General features: G+C 72.5%; 20 protein-coding genes. 5 read left to right on the top strand and 15 right to left on the bottom strand.

What is annotated here, in order from left to right; translation table 11 throughout:
- Position 1: 1 nt before the first annotated feature.
- From KBX34_RS29885 to KBX34_RS29875, 3 genes are all read right to left on the bottom strand, one after another.
- A complete protein-coding gene (locus KBX34_RS29885) occupies positions 2–1444 on the bottom strand; it encodes a serine/threonine-protein kinase (RefSeq protein WP_247672386.1) in 1443 nt (480 codons plus the stop codon).
- 110 nt (positions 1445–1554) lie between these two features.
- Entirely contained in the window at positions 1555–1758 is a 204-nt protein-coding gene (locus KBX34_RS29880; RefSeq protein ID WP_172862020.1) for a hypothetical protein, read from the bottom strand.
- Between the two features lie 2 nt (positions 1759–1760).
- Positions 1761–2804: a LacI family DNA-binding transcriptional regulator gene (locus tag KBX34_RS29875; RefSeq protein ID WP_307871522.1), complete on the bottom strand. Its 1044-nt coding sequence runs from the start codon at positions 2802–2804 to the stop codon at positions 1761–1763.
- A gap of 329 nt (positions 2805–3133) precedes the next feature.
- On the opposite strand from KBX34_RS29875, the gene KBX34_RS29870 reads away from it, so the two are divergent.
- Positions 3134–3535 carry a helix-turn-helix domain-containing protein gene (locus tag KBX34_RS29870; protein WP_210792879.1) on the top strand — a complete coding sequence of 134 codons (402 nt, stop codon included), beginning with the start codon at positions 3134–3136 and terminating at the stop codon, positions 3533–3535.
- A gap of 40 nt (positions 3536–3575) precedes the next feature.
- Here KBX34_RS29870 and KBX34_RS29865 read toward each other — a convergent pair whose 3' ends face one another.
- The 3 genes from KBX34_RS29865 to KBX34_RS29855 form a co-directional block, all read right to left on the bottom strand.
- Positions 3576–4418, bottom strand: coding sequence for an SAM-dependent methyltransferase (locus tag KBX34_RS29865; protein ID WP_210928308.1), 843 nt, complete (start codon positions 4416–4418; stop codon positions 3576–3578).
- A 116-nt stretch (positions 4419–4534) separates the two neighbouring features.
- A complete protein-coding gene (locus KBX34_RS29860; RefSeq protein ID WP_247667547.1) occupies positions 4535–5416 on the bottom strand; it encodes a helix-turn-helix transcriptional regulator in 882 nt (293 codons plus the stop codon).
- A 145-nt stretch (positions 5417–5561) separates the two neighbouring features.
- Entirely contained in the window at positions 5562–5801 is a 240-nt protein-coding gene (locus tag KBX34_RS29855) for a DUF397 domain-containing protein (protein ID WP_088947853.1), read from the bottom strand.
- Positions 5802–6065: 264 nt separating this feature from the next.
- Here KBX34_RS29855 and KBX34_RS29850 point away from each other — a divergent pair, with 264 nt between their 5' ends.
- Positions 6066–6716: a GGDEF domain-containing protein gene (locus KBX34_RS29850; protein ID WP_088951690.1), complete on the top strand. Its 651-nt coding sequence runs from the start codon at positions 6066–6068 to the stop codon at positions 6714–6716.
- A gap of 4 nt (positions 6717–6720) precedes the next feature.
- Here KBX34_RS29850 and rox read toward each other — a convergent pair whose 3' ends face one another.
- The 4 genes from rox to KBX34_RS29830 all read right to left on the bottom strand — a co-directional run bounded on the left by rox (position 6721) and on the right by KBX34_RS29830 (position 10198).
- The gene (gene rox / locus KBX34_RS29845; RefSeq protein ID WP_210928306.1) at positions 6721–8148 is read right to left on the bottom strand and encodes a rifampin monooxygenase; all 1428 of its coding nucleotides are present in this window, start codon (positions 8146–8148) and stop codon (positions 6721–6723) included.
- Between the two features lie 164 nt (positions 8149–8312).
- Entirely contained in the window at positions 8313–9335 is a 1023-nt protein-coding gene (locus KBX34_RS29840) for a phosphotransferase (RefSeq protein ID WP_210928305.1), read from the bottom strand.
- A 61-nt stretch (positions 9336–9396) separates the two neighbouring features.
- Positions 9397–9870 (bottom strand): SRPBCC family protein, encoded by a 474-nt coding sequence (locus tag KBX34_RS29835; protein WP_088947851.1) that lies wholly within the window; start codon positions 9868–9870, stop codon positions 9397–9399.
- Positions 9854–10198, bottom strand: a complete 345-nt coding sequence (locus KBX34_RS29830) for a helix-turn-helix transcriptional regulator (RefSeq protein ID WP_088947850.1) — start codon at positions 10196–10198, stop codon at positions 9854–9856. The genes KBX34_RS29835 and KBX34_RS29830 overlap by 17 nt, the downstream gene beginning before the upstream one ends.
- Before the next feature lie 62 nt (positions 10199–10260).
- Here KBX34_RS29830 and KBX34_RS29825 point away from each other — a divergent pair, with 62 nt between their 5' ends.
- Positions 10261–10944 (top strand): flavodoxin family protein, encoded by a 684-nt coding sequence (locus tag KBX34_RS29825; RefSeq protein WP_247672385.1) that lies wholly within the window; start codon positions 10261–10263, stop codon positions 10942–10944.
- 159 nt (positions 10945–11103) lie between these two features.
- On the opposite strand, the gene KBX34_RS29820 is transcribed toward KBX34_RS29825, so the two are convergent.
- Complete coding sequence (locus KBX34_RS29820; protein ID WP_141909123.1) at positions 11104–11595, bottom strand: type II toxin-antitoxin system PemK/MazF family toxin; 492 nt, start codon at positions 11593–11595, stop codon at positions 11104–11106.
- A 51-nt stretch (positions 11596–11646) separates the two neighbouring features.
- On the opposite strand from KBX34_RS29820, the gene KBX34_RS29815 reads away from it, so the two are divergent.
- On the top strand, positions 11647–12162 hold the full coding sequence (locus KBX34_RS29815; RefSeq protein WP_141909122.1) for an NUDIX hydrolase: 516 nt from the start codon (positions 11647–11649) through the stop codon (positions 12160–12162).
- 26 nt (positions 12163–12188) lie between these two features.
- On the top strand, positions 12189–13490 hold the full coding sequence (locus KBX34_RS29810; protein ID WP_210928303.1) for a hypothetical protein: 1302 nt from the start codon (positions 12189–12191) through the stop codon (positions 13488–13490).
- Positions 13491–13577: 87 nt separating this feature from the next.
- On the opposite strand, the gene KBX34_RS29805 is transcribed toward KBX34_RS29810, so the two are convergent.
- The 4 genes from KBX34_RS29805 to KBX34_RS29790 form a co-directional block, all read right to left on the bottom strand.
- The gene (locus KBX34_RS29805; protein WP_210928302.1) at positions 13578–14138 is read right to left on the bottom strand and encodes a DUF2267 domain-containing protein; all 561 of its coding nucleotides are present in this window, start codon (positions 14136–14138) and stop codon (positions 13578–13580) included.
- Between the two features lie 42 nt (positions 14139–14180).
- Positions 14181–14579, bottom strand: a complete 399-nt coding sequence (locus KBX34_RS29800) for an NUDIX domain-containing protein (protein WP_210928300.1) — start codon at positions 14577–14579, stop codon at positions 14181–14183.
- A gap of 55 nt (positions 14580–14634) precedes the next feature.
- A complete protein-coding gene (locus KBX34_RS29795) occupies positions 14635–16008 on the bottom strand; it encodes a hypothetical protein (protein ID WP_374223733.1) in 1374 nt (457 codons plus the stop codon).
- A partial coding sequence (locus KBX34_RS29790) for a sugar phosphate isomerase/epimerase family protein (protein WP_210928299.1) occupies positions 16005–16404 on the bottom strand: 400 nt, incomplete at its 5' end. The genes KBX34_RS29790 and KBX34_RS29795, both read right to left, overlap by 4 nt.

The raw sequence follows: 16404 nt of genomic DNA, 5'->3' as shown, positions 1-16404 counted from the left end.
ATCAGTCGTCCGTACGGCCGGTGGCGAAGCTGCCGGTCTGCGCTAGCAGAGCGTCGAGTTGGGCGCCCGTCTGCGCTGCCAGCCGGTCGCGTTCCACCAGCTCGGCGATGCGTTCCCGCAGGTCGGCGACGCGCTTGGCCCGGTCCCTGCTGTGCCGGCTCAGGTCGGCCAGGTCGTCGCGCAGATCTTCGGCGGTCCTGCGGTCGACGTCACCGCGGGCCACCGCGTTGGCGAGGACGGCGGAGAACCCGCTGGTCACCTCCCGCAGGCTGACCGGCACCTGCTGCCCGGCGGTCGGTGGGGCGGTGCTGGCGCTGGGTCGGGGCGAGGAGGGTGCCGTCGGCGTCGGCGACTGCGTCGTGGGTGTGGGCCTGGGGGCGGAGGTCGACGGTGGGGCGGCCACCTGCGGCGAGTTGGGTGCGCTCGGTGTGCCGAGGGGACCTTCGGCGAGCAGGGCGCCGACGCCGACCAGCACGGCGAGGCCGGCTGCGCCCAGCACGGCGAGGGGTCGGCGCGACCGGCGGCGGGCCGGCGCGGCGACCGGGGCGGGGCGTGCCGCCGAGCGGTCGATCAGGGTGGGAGGGTGAGCCGCCGGGAGGACACGCCGCAGCAGCTCGGTGGGCGGCTCGACCGGCTGGCCGGCGCCGAAGCGGCGGGCCAGGTGCGCGGCGCTCGGCCGGTCGGCCGGGTTGGCGGCCAGACAGGCGAGGGTCAGCTCGGCGATGTCGGCGGGGAGACCGGGCACCCGCAGCGGCGGCACCGGAGTGCCACGTCGGTGCACCTCCAGCGCGTCCTCCCAGCTCTGCACGGGCAGCGGCGCCTGCCCGGTGAGGGTGCGGTAGAGCAGCGCGCCGAGGGCGTAGATGTCGCTGGCCGGGTCGGGCGGGCCGGCGGTCAGCCGCTCGGGGGCGAAGTAGGCGGGTGTGCCCATCAGCGGCTCGCCGGACTGACTGTCGAGCCCGCCGAGGGCGGCGATGCCGAAGTCGAGCACCTTGGCGCCGGTGTCGGTCAGCATGACGTTGCCGGGCTTGACGTCGCGGTGCACGACGCCGATGCGATGCGCGGCGGCCAGTGCGGCGGCGATCTGCCCGGCCACCCGGACCGCCTCCGGCCACGGCAGTGGCCCGGTCCGCAGCCGGTCGGCCAGGTTGTGGCCGTCGACGAGTTCCATCACCAGGTACGGGACAACGACGCCGCCGGTCAGGGTCGCCTCGGCGTAGTCGTACACCTGGGTCACGTGTGGGTGGGTCAGCCGGGCGGCCGCGCGGGCCTCGCGTTGGATGGTGGCCCGCAGTTGCGGGTCGGCGGCGAGCTGCCCGGCGAGGACCTTGATGGCGACGGGCCGGCCGAGCACGTCGTCGTCGGCCCGCCACACCTCGGACATGCCGCCGAGACCGATCCGCTCGTGCAGTACGTAGCGGTCGTGGAGACGGAGGGTGGGCATGAAGGGCGACATGGCTTCACCAGTCTGCCTGGTCACGCCCAACTCGACCACCCTCCGTGTCCGGGCCCACACTGTTCGTCCCGTGCATGCCGGAATGGGTTTCGTGCGGGTCAAGAGCAGCGGGCGGTGCCGGGCAGCGGTCGCGGCTGGATGCGGTCGGCGAGCCGGCGCAGAGCGAGGGCGGTGGCCTGCCGGGTGGGGGCGAGCAGGGCCCGGCGGGGGCGTTCGACCTGGACCGGGGCGTCCGGTCGGGCCGAGTTGACGTGTCGGTTCATGGCGTCGAGCGCGGTGACGTAGCCGGTGGGAAGTTCCATGGTCAACTCCTCGGGACAGGTCCGGTGGAGGCCCGGACGACGAGTGCGGTGGGCAGCAACACATGACCGGCCGCGGCGTCCGCGGGCGGGTCGAGCAGGAGTTCGGCGGCGATCCGGCCCTTTTCCTCGGCCGGTTGCCGGACGGTGGTGAGGCCGGCCGCGGCGGCCTCGGGGACGTCGTCGAAGCCGGTCACCGAGACGGTCGGACGATCATGGGCCGGCCGCGCGGCCAGGGCGTCCAGCACACCGAGCGCGAGGACGTCGGAGCCGGCCAGCACGGCGGTCGGCGGTGCGGGTTGGTCGAACAGCCCGGCGATGGCTGCGGCTGCCGCCCGGCGGCTGTTGCCGAGGACGTTGACCAGGGTCAGCTCGGTCCAGCCGACGCCGACCTCGGCGAAGGCGTCGGCGAACCCGGTGAGCCGACCTCGGGTGGTCGGGTGCGGCACCTGGTCGACCCCGGCCAGGGTGAGAGGGCCGGCCGGCGCGTCGGGCAGCACGGAGTCGGCGAGCAGCGCCACCCGACGGTGGCCGAGGCCGGCGACGTGCGCGGCGGCACTGTGCGCGGCGGCCCGCTCGTCGATGCCGACGAACCGTTCGTCAGCGCCGGCGTTGTCGCGGGGGGCCGTGCTGACGAACGGCAGCCCGCGTTGGCGGATGACGTCCAACGCCCATTCCTCGTCGGCGACGCAGTAGACGCAGAACCCGTCGACAGCGGCGTTCTCCACCGCCCGTCGGGCGTCGGTCACGGCCGGCGGCAGCGGCACCAGCAGCATGCTCGTGCCGTGCCGCTCGGCCGCCGCGCCGACCCCGGCGAGGAACCGCACCGCGAACGGGTCGGTGAAGGCGTACGACAGTTGCGAGGTGAACAGCACCCCGATCGACCCGACGAAGCCCCGGCGCAGGGAGCGCGCGGTGGGGTTGGGGCCGGGGTACCCGAGTTGCCGGGCGGCCTCCAGGATCCGCTCACGCAGCGTGGCGGAGAGCTGGTCGGGGCGGCTGTAGGCGTTGGACACGGTGCTGCGGGAGACGCCGACGGCGTCGGCCACGGCTTGCAGTGTTGGCTTCACCGGCACCCCTCTGTATCGATCCAGTCTGTATCGATCCAGAGATTAACCCGGCCGGTCGGCATCGGTCAATACGTCGGCTCGACGCGCCACTGCGGGTGGACAGGTCGATCCGGTTGACGCCAGCGGCAACGACCCGCACGCGTAGTTGCCCGACTCCCGGCTCCGGGCGGGACAGGTCGGCGATCTCCAGCACCTTGGGGCCGCCGAACCGACGGACGATCACAGCTCTCATGCCATTGACGCTAGGAGCGTTAGCATCCGGCGAGAAGGAGGCACCTTCGGGTGCCCTGGGCACCCGGGAGGACACAATGGCCACCACGACCGCCGGCGAGCGCCGCGAGCGGGATCGTCGCTCCTACAACGCGTTTCTGGCCGAGTGCCCAGGTCACGAGGTGCTGGCGACGCTGAGCGACAAGTGGCTGACGCTGGTCGTGAGCGCATTGGCCGACGGGCCGCAACGGCACAGCGAACTGGCCCGGACAGTGGCCGGGGCGAGCCAGAAGATGCTCACCCAGACGCTGCGCAAGCTCGAGCGTGACGGCCTGGTCAGCCGATCGGTGACCGTCGGCGTGCCGGCCCGGGTCGACTACCAGCTCACCCCGCTGGGCGAGAGCCTCCTGCCGGTGCAACGGGCGATCAAGGCCTGGGCCGAGACGCACATCGACGAGGTGCACGCGGCCCGCGCCCGCCACGACGCCTCAGCCGGCTGAACGCTCCGCTGGTGAATCCCGCCTATGGGGGTCCGCGCGGTCAGGGCAGGCGGGCGACGCCGCCGTACATGCTCACCTCGACCACCGACGGGCGCGGCTGCGTCTCGTTCTCGGCCCGCCACTCGGCGACCGAGGTGATGCCCGGTTCCACCACATCGAGGTCGACGAAGAAGCGGCTGAACTCGTCCCGGGTGCGCAGGTTGATCAGCCCGTGTGGGCCGCCGCCCCTGGCCGCCGCCCGAGCCTGTGCGGCGACCGCCGGCGGAAGGTACTCGTGGGTGGCGTGCGAGGCGGCCAACCAGCTGCCCGCCGGCAGCGCGTCGAGCAGGTGCCGCACCAGCGCGTACGGGTCGTCGCCGTCGGGCACGAAGTGCAGGACGGCCACCAGCATGAGGGCGACCGGCCGGGACAGGTCGATGGTGCGTCGCAACTCCGGGTGGGCGAGGATCCGCGCCGGGTCGCGCAGGTCGGCGTCGATGTAGGCGGTGGCGCCCTGCGGTGAGCTGCTCAGCAGCGCGCGGGCGTGGGCCAGCACGATCGGATCGTTGTCGACGTAGACCACCCGGGACTCCGGTGCGATGGCCTGGGCGACCTCGTGGGTGTTGTCGGCGGTCGGGATGCCGGTGCCGATGTCGAGGAACTGCCGGATGCCGGCCTCGCGGGTCAGGAAGCCCACGGCCCGCTGGAGGAAACGGCGGTTCTCCAGGGCGGCGGTGCGGATCGTCGGGAAGGCCGCCGCCATCGTGTCGCCGGACTCGCGGTCGGCCTGGAAGTTGTCCTTGCCGCCCAGCCAGTAGTTGTAGCGGCGGGCGGGGTGGGCCACAGTGGTGTCGATCCGGTCGCTCGGCGAGCCGGCCGTTGGGCCCGAGGCCTCGGTGGTCATGGCTGCCTCCGCGATGCCGTCCGTCCACTGTCGCCGGTCGCCGACCATGCTAGTGCCACCCGAGCCACCTGCACCGCCCCGAGCCGCCTCCACCGAACCGCCGCCCCAGGCAGCGGTCACGCCGGGTAGAGCTCGTCCAGCAACCGGCCGAGAATGTCCGGCGTACGCTCCGGCGGCTCGGCCTCGACGCAGAGCCGTTCCATGGCCACCGCGTAGTAGTCGAGGTCGTCGCGCTTGTCGAGGTAGATGGCGCTGGTGAGCTGTTCGATGTAGACGATGTCGGGCAGCTCCTGATCACCGAATCGCAGGATGGTGAAGGCTCCCCCGGCGGCGGCGTGACCACCGGCGGCGAACGGGATGACCTGGAGCCGGATGTTGGGTGACTTGGTCGCCTCGATGAGAGCGGTGAGCTGGCCGCGCATGACGGCGGGGCCACCGATCGGGCGCCGTAGGGCTGCCTCGTCCACGACGGCCCAGAGCTGCGGTGGGTTTTCCCGGTGGAGCAACTGCTGACGCTGCATCCGCAGAGCGACGCGGCGCTCGATCTCGTCCGGACCTGCCGCGCCGTGCCCGAGCAGCACGACAGCGCGGGCGTAGTCCCCGGTCTGCAACAGGCCGGGGACGAACTGCACCTCGTAGGTGCGGATCAGCGCGGCCGCGGCCTCCAGGCCCAGGTACGACTGGAACCAGGTCGGCAACACGTCGCCGTAGCGGTGCCACCAGCCGGGGCTGTTGGCGTCGCGGGCGAGCTTGAGCAGCGCGTCACGCTCGTGCTCCTCGGTGACGCCGTAGAGGGTGAGCAGGTCGGAGACGTCGCGTTCCTTAAAGCCGACCCGACCCAGCTCCATCCGACTGATCTTCGACTCAGAGGAACGGATCTCCCAGCCGGCGCCCTCCCGGGTCACCCCGCTGGACTCCCGCAGACGGCGCAGCTGGGCACCGAGCAGCATGCGCAGCACTGTCGGCCCGGTTGTCGGGCCACCCTCGGCGGGAACCATCGTCACGTGCGGACCTCCGGACACCAACCCCCGTGACCGGGTACCTGGCCCGGCCGACGTGTAAGCATGCCATGGACCGACAGTGAGATGAACTCCTCCGCACCGGTGATTCAGTCCCGTCGCCGGGACGGCTCACGCGGGACGGTCAGTTGATCAGGTGGTCAAAATCCCCGTCGCGCGCTCCGAGCACGAAGGCGGCGATTTCGTCCACTGTGTAGATCAGCGCCGGGCCCTCCGGGTGCCGTGAGTTGCGGACCGCGATGCCCGCTCCCCCGGGCAGCTCGGCGAGTTCGACGCAGTTGCCGCTGGGGTTGCTGCGGCGGCTCTTCTGCCAGCTCAGCGGAGGCAACTGATGGATCGGTACGCCATTGGGTGGCTGATGCATGGAGGCGTCTTTCTGCTCACGAGCCCGCCGGTGGCCGTGGGAGGAGCGGTGACGGCGAGGGGTGCGGTATCGACTTCGGACAGTTCTGCACGTGCATCTGCTATTGCATCTGCACCGGACGGCGAGCATGATAACGCACATGATCGGTGCCCATCCGTTCACGTTGAGTTACCCCCGCAGGGGCAACCATCAGGCAAAAGTGGGCCCGACGCGGTGTGACGTGTCGACCGGAGGCTGGAGGCGGTCGCGGGGATGGGAGGGTTCGTGCCGGATCCGATGAGTGTCGCCTCCGGGATCTGCGCGGCCGGCGCCCTGCTCTCCTCCTGGCAACTACGCCGACGGGCGGTGCGCGCCGAGGCCGAGATCGATCACCTTCAGGCCGAGCTCGCCGCCGAGCGGCACGCCGCGAGTCACGACCCACTCACCGGGCTGCCCAACCGGCGCGCCTTCTACCGCCTGGCGGCCACCCTGCTCACCGACGCGGCCGGTCAGCCGTTGATCGCCGTGGTGCTCGACCTGGACGACTTCAAGCAGATCAACGACCGGTACGGGCACGCCGCCGGCGACCAGGTGCTGATCAGTGTGGCCGACCGGCTCGCCGGTTTCGCCGGGGACAACCTCGTCGCCCGCCTCGGTGGCGACGAGTTCGCCGGGCTGCTCTCCAGCCCCACAGTCGACCGGCGCTGGATCGAGCACTCCACCCGCCGACTCGCCGAGACCGTCGCCGCGCCGATCCGGCTCAACGGGTGCAGCGTCCGTGTCACCGCGTCCGTCGGGCTCGCCCCGGTGTCCGGCCCGGCCCAGCTCACCGACGCGCTCAGCCGCGCCGACGCCGCCATGTACCAGGCGAAGAGCCTCGGCGGTGCCCGGTCACCCCGGCAACTGGTCGACAGCGCCTGGCTGACCGAGCTCTGACCGTTCAGCCAGCGGCTGCGCCGAACCATCTGGGCAGCTGGCCGAGCAGCTCCGTCTGGTCGTCGCCCACCCACGCCACGTGGCCGTCCGGCCGCAGGAGCACGGCGGGCACGTCCAGTTCCTCGCTGACGTCGAGGACGTGGTCGACCCGGTCCGCCCACCCGGCGACGGAGAGCCGGCCGGTCTGGTCGAGCAGCAGTCCGCGGCCCCCTCGCATCAGCTCGTAGAGGCGTCCCTGCTTGAGCCGTACGTCGCGCAGGTGGCGGCCGAGCATCTCGTGGCCCTCGCCGAAGTCGTAGCGGACCCCGATCGCGGTGACCTTCTCGATCAGGTACCGGTTGACGTCCTCGAAGTCCAACAGCTCCGACAACAGTTGACGCACCGACCGGGGTCCCGGCTCGGGCGACAGCAGCAGCATCTGCGCGCGGGTGTTGTTCAGGACGTCGGCGGCCACCGGGTGCCGTTCGGTGTGGTAGCTGTCCAGCAGCCCGTCCGGCGCCCAGCCGTTGACGGCGGCGGCCAGTTTCCACCCGAGGTTGAACGCGTCCTGGATGCCGAGGTTGAGCCCCTGCCCGCCGGTTGGCGGGTGGATGTGCGCCGCGTCGCCGGCCAGCAGCACCCGGCCGGTCCGGTAGCGCTCGGCCAGCCGGGTGGCGTCGCCGAAGCGGGAGAGCCAGCGCGGTGAGTGCACGCCGAAGTCGGTGCCCGCGTACGCCAGCAGTTGTCGCTTGAACTCCTCGATGGTCGGCGGGACCGAGCGATCCTCGACCACCCCCTCGGCGGGAACCAGGACGCGGTACACCCCGTCGTCCAGCGGCCCGAGACCGAACCGCAGGTGCGTCCTGCGCACCTCGGCCACCACCTCGGCCACCGTCTCCGGTGCTACGCCCACCTCCATCTCGCCCAACAGGGACTCGACCCTGCTGGGCTCACCGGGAAAGCCGACGCCGAGCAGTTTGCGCACGGTGCTGCGGCCACCGTCGCAGCCGACGAGATAGCGCGACCGCAGCTGCCCGCCGTCGGCCAACCCCACTGTCACCCCGTCGTCGTCCTGGCTGAGACCGACCAGTTCGCAGCCGCGCCGGATCTCCACGCCGACGTCGGCGGCGTGCTCGCCCAGCAGGCGGTCCGTCGTGGTCTGCGGGATGCCGAGGACGTACGGATGGGCGGTGTCCAGCCCGCTCGGCGACGGCTTGGGAATGGCGGCGAAGAAGCCACCGACCGGGTGCTGCCGGCCGAGCGCGAGGAACCGCTCCAACAGGCCACGCTGATCCATCACCTCGATGCTGCGCGCGTGCAGCCCGAGCGCACGGACGTACGGGGTCGGCTCGGTCTCCCTCTCCACCACGAGCACCTGCACCCCGTGCAGTCGCAACTCGCTGGCCAGCATCAGGCCGGTCGGCCCACCGCCGGCAATGATCACATCGATCATGAAATCCCCCGATTTTCCCAGCTTTGGGCTCAGGGTGGTGATTCTGCGGCACGACCCGGGTCTTGCCACAAGGCCCCGGGTGCGATATATGTTGGAGGTGGCAAGGAGCGCATGAGCTCCTTGCCTTTGTTGTTTCCCGTCGTGGACGGGGCCGGGGCTTACGGTCAACGCCGCCGGTCGAGATCGCGCAGCGCCGCGTCGGCGAGGGTGACCAGACCGACCGGCGACACCAACCCCCGCACGATGCGCGCCGCCCGATCCCGGTCGGCCGTCTCGGCGTCCGGGTCCAGCGCCTGGCGGGTCCAGTCGCTGAGGTCGTCGAGCGCGCGGACCGCGAGGAACCACGCCAGGCGGGCCGGGTCGATGTCGGCCGGGCCGTAGCCGGCGAGAACGGCCTTCTGCTGACGGGTGCTGATCGGCGCGAAGGCGAGCACCCCACCGAGCACGAACATCAGGTCACACTCGGGCGGGGCGAGCACCACGTCGTCCCAGTCGATCAACCAGACCTGCCCGTCCGGGCCGAGCAGCAGATTGCCCAGGTGCGGGTCGCCGTGGCAGACGACGGCCGGGCCGGGCCGGGCGCGCTCATCGACGGCGAGGCGCTCGACCTCACGGGTCAGTGTGACCACCCGGTCGGCCACCCCGGACCACACGCCCGCCAGCTCCGCGGCCAGCGGCCCGGCGAGGTCGTCCGGGTCCGGATCGCGCAGCCGCTCGGCCACCGCGCGGGTCCCGGCCACGATCGAGGGGTACGCCGCGCCGCCCGCCGGCAACAGTCGTCGCACCTCGTCGGTCACGGGCACCGCGTGCACGGCAGCCAGCACCTCGCCGTACGCGCGCCAGTGCGCGTCGGTCATCGGGCCGTCGAGCGCCCGCTGATCGGAGACCCAGGGCACCACCGAGAGGCGGTGGCCGTCGTGGTCGACGGACAGCCGCCCGTCCCGGGTAAGCATCGGTGCGGCGATGCCCACCACCCCCTGGCCGGCCAGGTACGCCGTCACGGCCAGGCCGGCTGGGGTGCCGCCACCGCTCAGTTTGACCGCGTACCGGGAGCCGTCGACGCTGTGGGCCAGCCACAGTCGGGCGCGCTGGTCCGCGCCGTGGGTCACCCGTTCCAGTGAGGACAGGTGCAGGCCGAAGCCAGTGTGGATCCGCTCGGCCACCTGCCGCGTGATGTCCTCGCTCACGCGGACACCATCCCACCGGGCGGCCCACCAGCCCACTGCATAACCGGGGGCGTGGGCGGAGTCAGCGCAGTGTGGCGAGATACCGGTCCAGCGCTGCGTACGACTCGGCTGCCCCCTGGGCCATCCCGGAGTCGATCATGCCGTCGCGCTGCGCCGTGGTGTCGAAGCGGGTGCTGCTCGTGATGGTGGTGCGCCCGTCCTGCTCGGTGAAGACCAGCGTCTCCACCGCCACCTGGCCGGGCATGCCCTCGAACTCGAAGGTCTGCACGATCCGCTCCGGCACGACGATCTCCCGGTATTCACCGCGGAAGGCGTAGTCGTTGCCGTCCTGGGCGTGCTCGACGCAGCGGTAGTGGCCGCCCACCCGGAAATCGATCTCGACGTCCAGCGGGTTGCCCCGCCCCCACCAGTGCTTGAGGTGCTCGGCCTGGGTGTGCGCGGCGTAGACCAGCTCGCGTGGGGCGTCGAAGGACCGGGTGAGGGTGACCTCCCGATCGGACGGCAGGTCGATCGTGAGGTCAGGGAGATTGTTCATGGCGGGTCTCCTTCAGGTCGCGTAGGTAGTCGTCCAAGGTGTCGTAACGGTCGTCCCAGAGTCGGCGGTACTGGTCGACCCACTCGGCGAGCGTCCGCAGCGGCGCCGGGTCGAGCCGGCAACGACGCCACTGCGCCTCACGGGTCCGCACGATCAGCCCCGCGCGCTCCAGCACCGCGAGGTGCTTGGAGATCGCTTGGAGGCTGATCGGGAACGGCGCCGCCAGCTCGTTGACCGTCGCCTCGCCGGTTGCGAGCCGGGCCAGGATGGCCCGGCGGGTGGGATCAGCGAGTGCGGCGAACACCGCGCTGACGGGATCTGTTGTCATATGCCGCTTTCAACCTGTCGGCTAATCAACTCGTTGGTTGAATATACGGGCGCCGTACGGGTATGGGCAAGCAACTCGGCCGAAAGGAACTCGACGTGGCGACCATCCGCGCCCTCGTGCTCAACTGCACCCTCAAGCCGTCACCGGGCCCGTCCAGCTCCGAACAGCTCGGTCGGGAGGTGCTCGACGAGTTGGCCGCCCAGGGCGTGGAGGGCGAACTGGTCCGGGTGGTGGACCACGATGTGCGCTTCGGCGTGTCCACCGACGAGGGCGACGGCGACGGCTGGCCGGCGATCCGCGCCAAGCTGCTGGCGGCGCAGGTGCTCATCATCGCCACGCCGATCTGGCTCGGCCAACCGTCCAGCGTCTGCAAGATGGTCCTCGAACGTCTCGACGCCGAACTCTCCGAGACCGACGACGAGGGCCGGCTGCTCACCTACGGCAAGGTTGCCGGCGTGGCCGTCGTCGGCAACGAGGACGGCGCGCACCACACCATCGGGCAGGTGCAGCAGGCGCTCAACGAGGTCGGGTTCACCCTCGCCGCCGCCGCGGCGACCTACTGGGTGGGTGAGGCACTGCACAAGGTGGACTACCGCGACGCCGGCCCCAAGCCCGACACCACCGGTCGCACCACGAAGGCGCTGGCGCTCAACACCGCACACCTGGCGCGGCTGCTCGCCGACCGGCCGTACCCGCCGCCGGACGCGAAGGGCGCCGCGGTCGGCCCGAGCCGCGAGTCGGCCTGACCACGTCGGTCAGGTCCGCGCCGGTTCCTGACCCCGGACGCCTACCTGCGTCGCTGTAGAGCTGCCCCGGTAATGGGGCAGCTCGCAGCGCAGCGACCATCGGGCCGCAGGGCACCGCCCAGACGCCCCACCCGTGGGGCAGCTCTACAGGTGTGCGGGTCAGCGCCAGCCGTAGCCGGCGCGCAGCGCCTGCCCGACCCGGTCGAACCGGGGCCGGTCCAGCACGGCGCCCTCGCGGCGGATGCTGTCCTCACGCATGGTGAGCACCCGGTCCAACCGGACCCAGCTCGGCCGGTTGTCCCGATCCCACTCGCCCGGCCCGAGCGCGAACCAGTGCCGCTGCCCGTCCCGCTCGCTCTGACTGGACAGCATCAGCCCGAACAGCGTCCGGCTGTGCCGTCCGACGACCAGCACCGGCCGGTCCTTGCCCTGGCGGGGGTCGTCCTCGTACGGCACCCACGTCCAGACGATCTCGCCCGGGTCGGCCTGGCCGTCGCGCTCCGGAGCGTAGGTCAGCTCCCGACGCTGCAACGCGCTCACCTGGCGGCGGCGGGCCACCTGCGCGGGGGCCGGCCCGGTGCGCCGAGGCGACGGAATCGCCGCGCCTACCCGGGAGATGCGAGCCGCGACATTCCTCAACAGACCAGCCACGGCGGGCAGCCTACCCGCCGCCCCGAGCGGTCGGTGCGACAGACTGGCCCGATGGACGAGCTGCCTCGCGACCTGCCGATCCTGGAACGACGCGCGGTGCGGGTGGTGGTCACCGACGGCTTGCATCGGGTGTTGCTGTTCCACACCCGCGACCCTGACCACCCCAGGCTGGGCACCTGGTGGGAGCTGCCCGGCGGCGGCATGGATCCCGGAGAGACCTACCTCGACACGGCGGTGCGGGAGCTGCACGAGGAGACCGGCATCCTGGTCACCGCCGACCAGGTCGGCGCACCGACCTGGCGCCGACGGGCGAGTTTCCTGCACCGCCAGCTGCGGCACGTCCAGGATGAGGTCGTCGTCAGCGTACGGCTCGCCGGTGCTGGTCCCGACGTGGACGAGGCGCACCGGCTCGACTACGAGTTGGAGGACTACTTCGCCTTCCGCTGGTGGCCGCTGCCGGAGGTGATCGCGAGCTCGGAACGGTTCTATCCCGGGCAGCTCCCCCGGCTGATCACCGCCTTCCTCGCCGGCGAGGAGATCGACGAGCCGTTCGAGCTGTGGTCGTGAGCCGGGTCGGCGGGCAGAGTGGGGGCATGACGACCGATCTGCACGGGCCGCTCTCCGCGTACGCCGCACGGCTGCACGCCACGGTCGGCGACCGGCACCACGTCGCCTCCCCGCTCGGGGCCTGGCTGCTGCTCGCGGTCTGCGCCACCGAGCCGGCCGACACCGAGCAGGCCGAATCCAACCCGGCCGCCGAGGACGCGGCCGGCGAGGGCCCGAGCGCCGACGGCCCGGCCGCCGAGGACCTGGCTCACGCCCTGGGCACCGACCTGGCCAGCGCGGCCGAGGTCGCCCGCGTGCTGCTGGACGCGCCGCATCCGCTGGTCAGGTCCGCCACCGCGCTCTGGCGCCGAGCGGGGCGGGGTGACGGCGGTTCGGCCGCGTGGCGGGCCGCGCTGCCCAGGACGACCGACGTCGGTGAGCTGCCCGATCAGGCCGGTCTGGACGCCTGGGCGCGCGAGCACACCGACGGCCTGATCGACACGTTTCCCCTGAAGGTCAGCCCGAACGTGGTCTTCGCCCTGGCCAGCGCGCTGGCCACCCGGGTGTCCTGGGCGACCCCGTTCGACGTCGCCGACGCCGGCGCGCTCGGTGCTGGCAGCCCGTGGGCGCGCGGGCTACGACGGGCGTTGCGCAGCCCGAGCCATGGTCACCGCTGCGCCATCGTGTCCACCGAGCGGCTCGGTGACGTGATCGTGCACGCCGCCCCTGCCCAGACGACCGACGGTGCCGGGTTGGTGGTCCTCTCGGTGGCCGCCGACCCGCAGGTGCCGCCGAGCGAGGTGCTGGCCGTCGCGTACGACCTCAGTCTCGGCGCGGCCGACGGCGCGCAACCGGCCGGTGCCCGTTCCCTGTTCGACCTGCCGCTCGGTGAGACTCCGCTGTGGACGGTACGCGAGGAGCGGGTGCGGACCCGGGCGCGCGACGGCCGCGAGGAGTGCCACAACGCCGTCCTCCCCTGCTGGTCTGCCCGCAGTGAGCATGACCTGACCGCGCCGGCGCTCGGCTTCGCGGCCGCGTCCACGACGCTGGCGGGAATGCTGCACCTGCGGATCGAGAACTTCGACGCGCGTCAGGTGGCGATGGCCCGGTTCGGCCGGTACGGCTTCGAGGCGGCGGCCGTCACCGGCATGGTCGGGCTGGTCAGCCTGCCGCCCGAGGGCGTCGCCCGCACCGCCGAGCTGCGGTTCGGCCACCCGTACGCCGTGGTGGCCGTCGCCACCGACACCCGGGCGGACGGTGTCACCGGGCCGTGGCACGGGGTGCCGGTCTTCTCCGCCTGGGTCACCGAGCCCGAAGAGCTGCCCGAGGCCGACGCCGCCGACCGGTGAGCAGGACAGCTGCCGTCCCTGATACCCCGACTTCAAGGAACCCGAGTCGATCTCTCCCAGACCAGGCCGGACGGGCACAGGAAGGGGTCAGAGCCCGAGCCGTTCGGACGCGGCCCCGCCCTCGTCGTCGCGCGGCAGTCTCGCCACCATCTCCCGGAACTCCCGTACGGTCATCGCCTCACGCAGGGTCGCGAAGACCGCCCCGGTTCCGGCCCGGGCGGTCGCCGGATCCACCGCGGCACGCCGTCCCACCCGACGAAGGAACTCCGCCGGACCGGCGTCCGTAGGCGGCGGAACGGCGGTGCCGCCGACATCCAGGCCCAGCCCGGTGTCCGGCCCGTCCATGCCCGGGCCGGCGACCCCACCCCGCCCCGGGGCAGGACCAACCGTCCCGACCGCGTCCGGCGCGGGGCCGACCGCGTCCGGCGCGGGACCGGCGGTTCCGGGCTCGTCCGGCGCGCGGCCGGTCAGGTAGCCGCCGACCTCGTCCGGAAGGTGCCCCACCAGGTCGTCGGGCGCGTCGCCGGTCACCCGCTCGGCCATCGTCTGGAGGACGGCGCGGGCGAGCGCGGCGGCCTGTTCGCTCGGCAGGCCGGAACGCCGGGACACCGCGTCGATGAAGTACGGAAACCCGTCGCCGTCGGTCACGCCCGGGCGGTTACCCCCGGCCGGCGTCGGCAAACTGCGCCGTCAGCGCAGCAGGCCCTCGGCCAGCAGGTGATCGAAGATGATCTGGTCGACCGGCGAGGTGCGGTGCCGGTCGGCGTACCCCAGCCAGTCCATCTCCGCGATCTCGCTGCCCGGGCGCAACCGCCCCTGATATCCGGCCCGATAGCAGGTCATCCGCACTGTGGTGCCGCCCGCGTGGCCGTGTGCCGCAGCGGTGAAGGTGCCCAGGTGCACCGCGTCGCGTACGTCCACGTCGACGCTCAACTCCTCGTCGATCTCCCGGCGCAGGGTCTCCAGGTCGGTCTCACCCGGCTCCCGCTTGCCACCGGGCAGATACCAGACGTCCTTGCCCACGGACCGGGTGCTCAGCACCCGCCCGTCCTCGATGAGGATCCAGGCCACCTTGTCGATCTCGGGCACGCCGCCCCTTCCGGTCGAAGACCGGGCACGCTACCAGCAGGGGCCCGCCAGACACTCACTCGGCCAGCAGGTCGAGCAGCAGCGCGGCGGTCCAACTGAACGCCGGTGAGCCCAACCCGACGCCGGTGTCCGGATGGAAGTACTCGTGGCACCCGGCCCCGGCGACCAGACCGATCATCGAGCGGCGCAGCCCGGCGGCCAGCTCCGGGTGCCCGTGCGCAAGCAGCCCGCGCCGGATCAGCCAGCCGGTGTTCAGCCAGCTCGGGCCGCGCCAGTAGCGCAGTGGCTCGAAGTCGGGCGCGGTGCGGTCGTGGGTGGGCAACGGCCGCTCCATGTGCCGGGCCACCCCGAAGCGCGCCGAGCGGGCCTCGACGACCAGCGCGTCGGCCTGCCGGGTCGGCAGGTCGGGCAGGATCAGCGGCGTCAGGCCGAGCACGGTACGGGCGCTGACCAGCCGGTCGGTGCGCAGGTCGCGGGGCTGGAACGTGCCGGTGTCCGGGTCGTACAGCCTGCGTACCAGGGCTTCGGTGATCCGGGACGCACGGGCCCGGTGCGGCCCGGGGTCGTGGCCGATGAGCGCGGCGATCTCGGCCAAGGCGTGCTCGGCCGCCCCGAACGCCGCGTTGAACAGCGGGCACTCCACGAGGAACGGATGGCCGTCGGCCAGACTCCGGTCGTCGTAGCCGTGGTCGCGGTAGGCGGCGACGATCGCCAGGTAACGCGCGTAGTCCAGGTCCGTGGGGCGGTGCGCGGCGTCGGCGTGCGCGGTGTCATGCCGGCGGTACGCCCGCATCACCGCAGCCTCGGCTCCGACCGCGGCCATCGGCTCGTCCCAGGCGGGGCTGTTGTCCAGACCGGACTCCCACGGGTGCACGATGCAGACCAGCCCGTCGCCGGCCACGTCCCGCCGGTCGGCCAGGTAACGCTGCTGGGCGACCAGTGCGGGATAGAGCTGACGCAGGGCGGCCATCCCGGCCGGGTCGGGTGCCCGCCGGTACGCGAGCAACGCGGCGAGCGCGTGCACCGGCGGCTGGACCAGGCCGGACGTGTCCACGTCAGGAGTGCCCTGGGCGTTCGCCGAGCGCCACATCTCCGGCCCCGGGAAGTACGCGCCGACCCGCAGCGCCGGGTTGAACACGATGTGCGGCACCCGTCCGTCGGCCCACTGGGCCCGGAACAGGCTCGTCAGCTCCCGCCAGGCCCGGTCGGGACGAATCTGGGCCAGCCCGATCGCGATGAACGCGGAGTCCCAGCTCCACTGGTGCGGGTAGAGCGTGCGGGAGGGCACTGTGTGGTCGTGCTCCCAGTTCGCGTCGAGCGTGTCGACAGCGAGTCGGCGCAGCCCGGCCACGTCGGCCGGCCCACCCGTACGGGCGGTGTCGAGGTGGGCGGTCACGCCGACGCGCGTCGGCCCGGCACCGGCGGTCACGCGGCGGCCCGCCGGGGCAGGGCGTGACGCAGCACCGTGGCGGCCTGTTGCAGGGCTCGGACCGGGTCGCCGCGCAGCCGGCACTCCAGCGCCAGCCACCCTCGGTAGTCCAGCTCCAGCAGCGTACGCACCAGCGCCGGCCAGTCCAGGTGCCCCGCGCCCGGCTGGTAGCGGTTGGAGTCGCTGACCTGCACGTGACCGAGGTAGGGCGCGGCGGCGCGCAGCGCGCGGTGCATGTCGTCCTCCTCGATGTTCATGTGGAAGGTGTCCGCGACCACCCGGACCGACGGCAACCCGACAGCGGCGCAGAGCGCCACCGCCTCGTCGAGACGGTTGACCATGTGGTCCTCGTACCGGTTGAGGGGTTCGAGGAAGAGGGTGACCCCCTCGGCCCGG

This window comes from Micromonospora sp. M61 (genome assembly GCF_018070245.1).
Taxonomy (GTDB): domain Bacteria; phylum Actinomycetota; class Actinomycetes; order Mycobacteriales; family Micromonosporaceae; genus Micromonospora; species Micromonospora zamorensis.
Note: the sequence above shows the minus strand (reverse complement) of the source record. Positions and strands in the feature narration are given on the sequence as shown.

Coding starts and splice junctions, on each gene's coding strand:
- KBX34_RS29810 (WP_210928303.1), top strand. CDS start 12,189: ATGACGACCGATCTGCACGGGCCGCTCTCCGCGTACGCCGCACGGCTG.
- rox (WP_210928306.1), bottom strand. CDS start 8,148: ATGATCGATGTGATCATTGCCGGCGGTGGGCCGACCGGCCTGATGCTG.
- KBX34_RS29865 (WP_210928308.1), bottom strand. CDS start 4,418: ATGACCACCGAGGCCTCGGGCCCAACGGCCGGCTCGCCGAGCGACCGG.
- KBX34_RS29860 (WP_247667547.1), bottom strand. CDS start 5,416: ATGGTTCCCGCCGAGGGTGGCCCGACAACCGGGCCGACAGTGCTGCGC.
- KBX34_RS29870 (WP_210792879.1), top strand. CDS start 3,134: ATGGCCACCACGACCGCCGGCGAGCGCCGCGAGCGGGATCGTCGCTCC.
- KBX34_RS29825 (WP_247672385.1), top strand. CDS start 10,261: ATGGGCAAGCAACTCGGCCGAAAGGAACTCGACGTGGCGACCATCCGC.
- KBX34_RS29880 (WP_172862020.1), bottom strand. CDS start 1,758: ATGGAACTTCCCACCGGCTACGTCACCGCGCTCGACGCCATGAACCGA.
- KBX34_RS29830 (WP_088947850.1), bottom strand. CDS start 10,198: ATGACAACAGATCCCGTCAGCGCGGTGTTCGCCGCACTCGCTGATCCC.
- KBX34_RS29835 (WP_088947851.1), bottom strand. CDS start 9,870: ATGAACAATCTCCCTGACCTCACGATCGACCTGCCGTCCGATCGGGAG.
- KBX34_RS29885 (WP_247672386.1), bottom strand. CDS start 1,444: ATGCCCACCCTCCGTCTCCACGACCGCTACGTACTGCACGAGCGGATC.
- KBX34_RS29815 (WP_141909122.1), top strand. CDS start 11,647: ATGGACGAGCTGCCTCGCGACCTGCCGATCCTGGAACGACGCGCGGTG.
- KBX34_RS29855 (WP_088947853.1), bottom strand. CDS start 5,801: ATGCATCAGCCACCCAATGGCGTACCGATCCATCAGTTGCCTCCGCTG.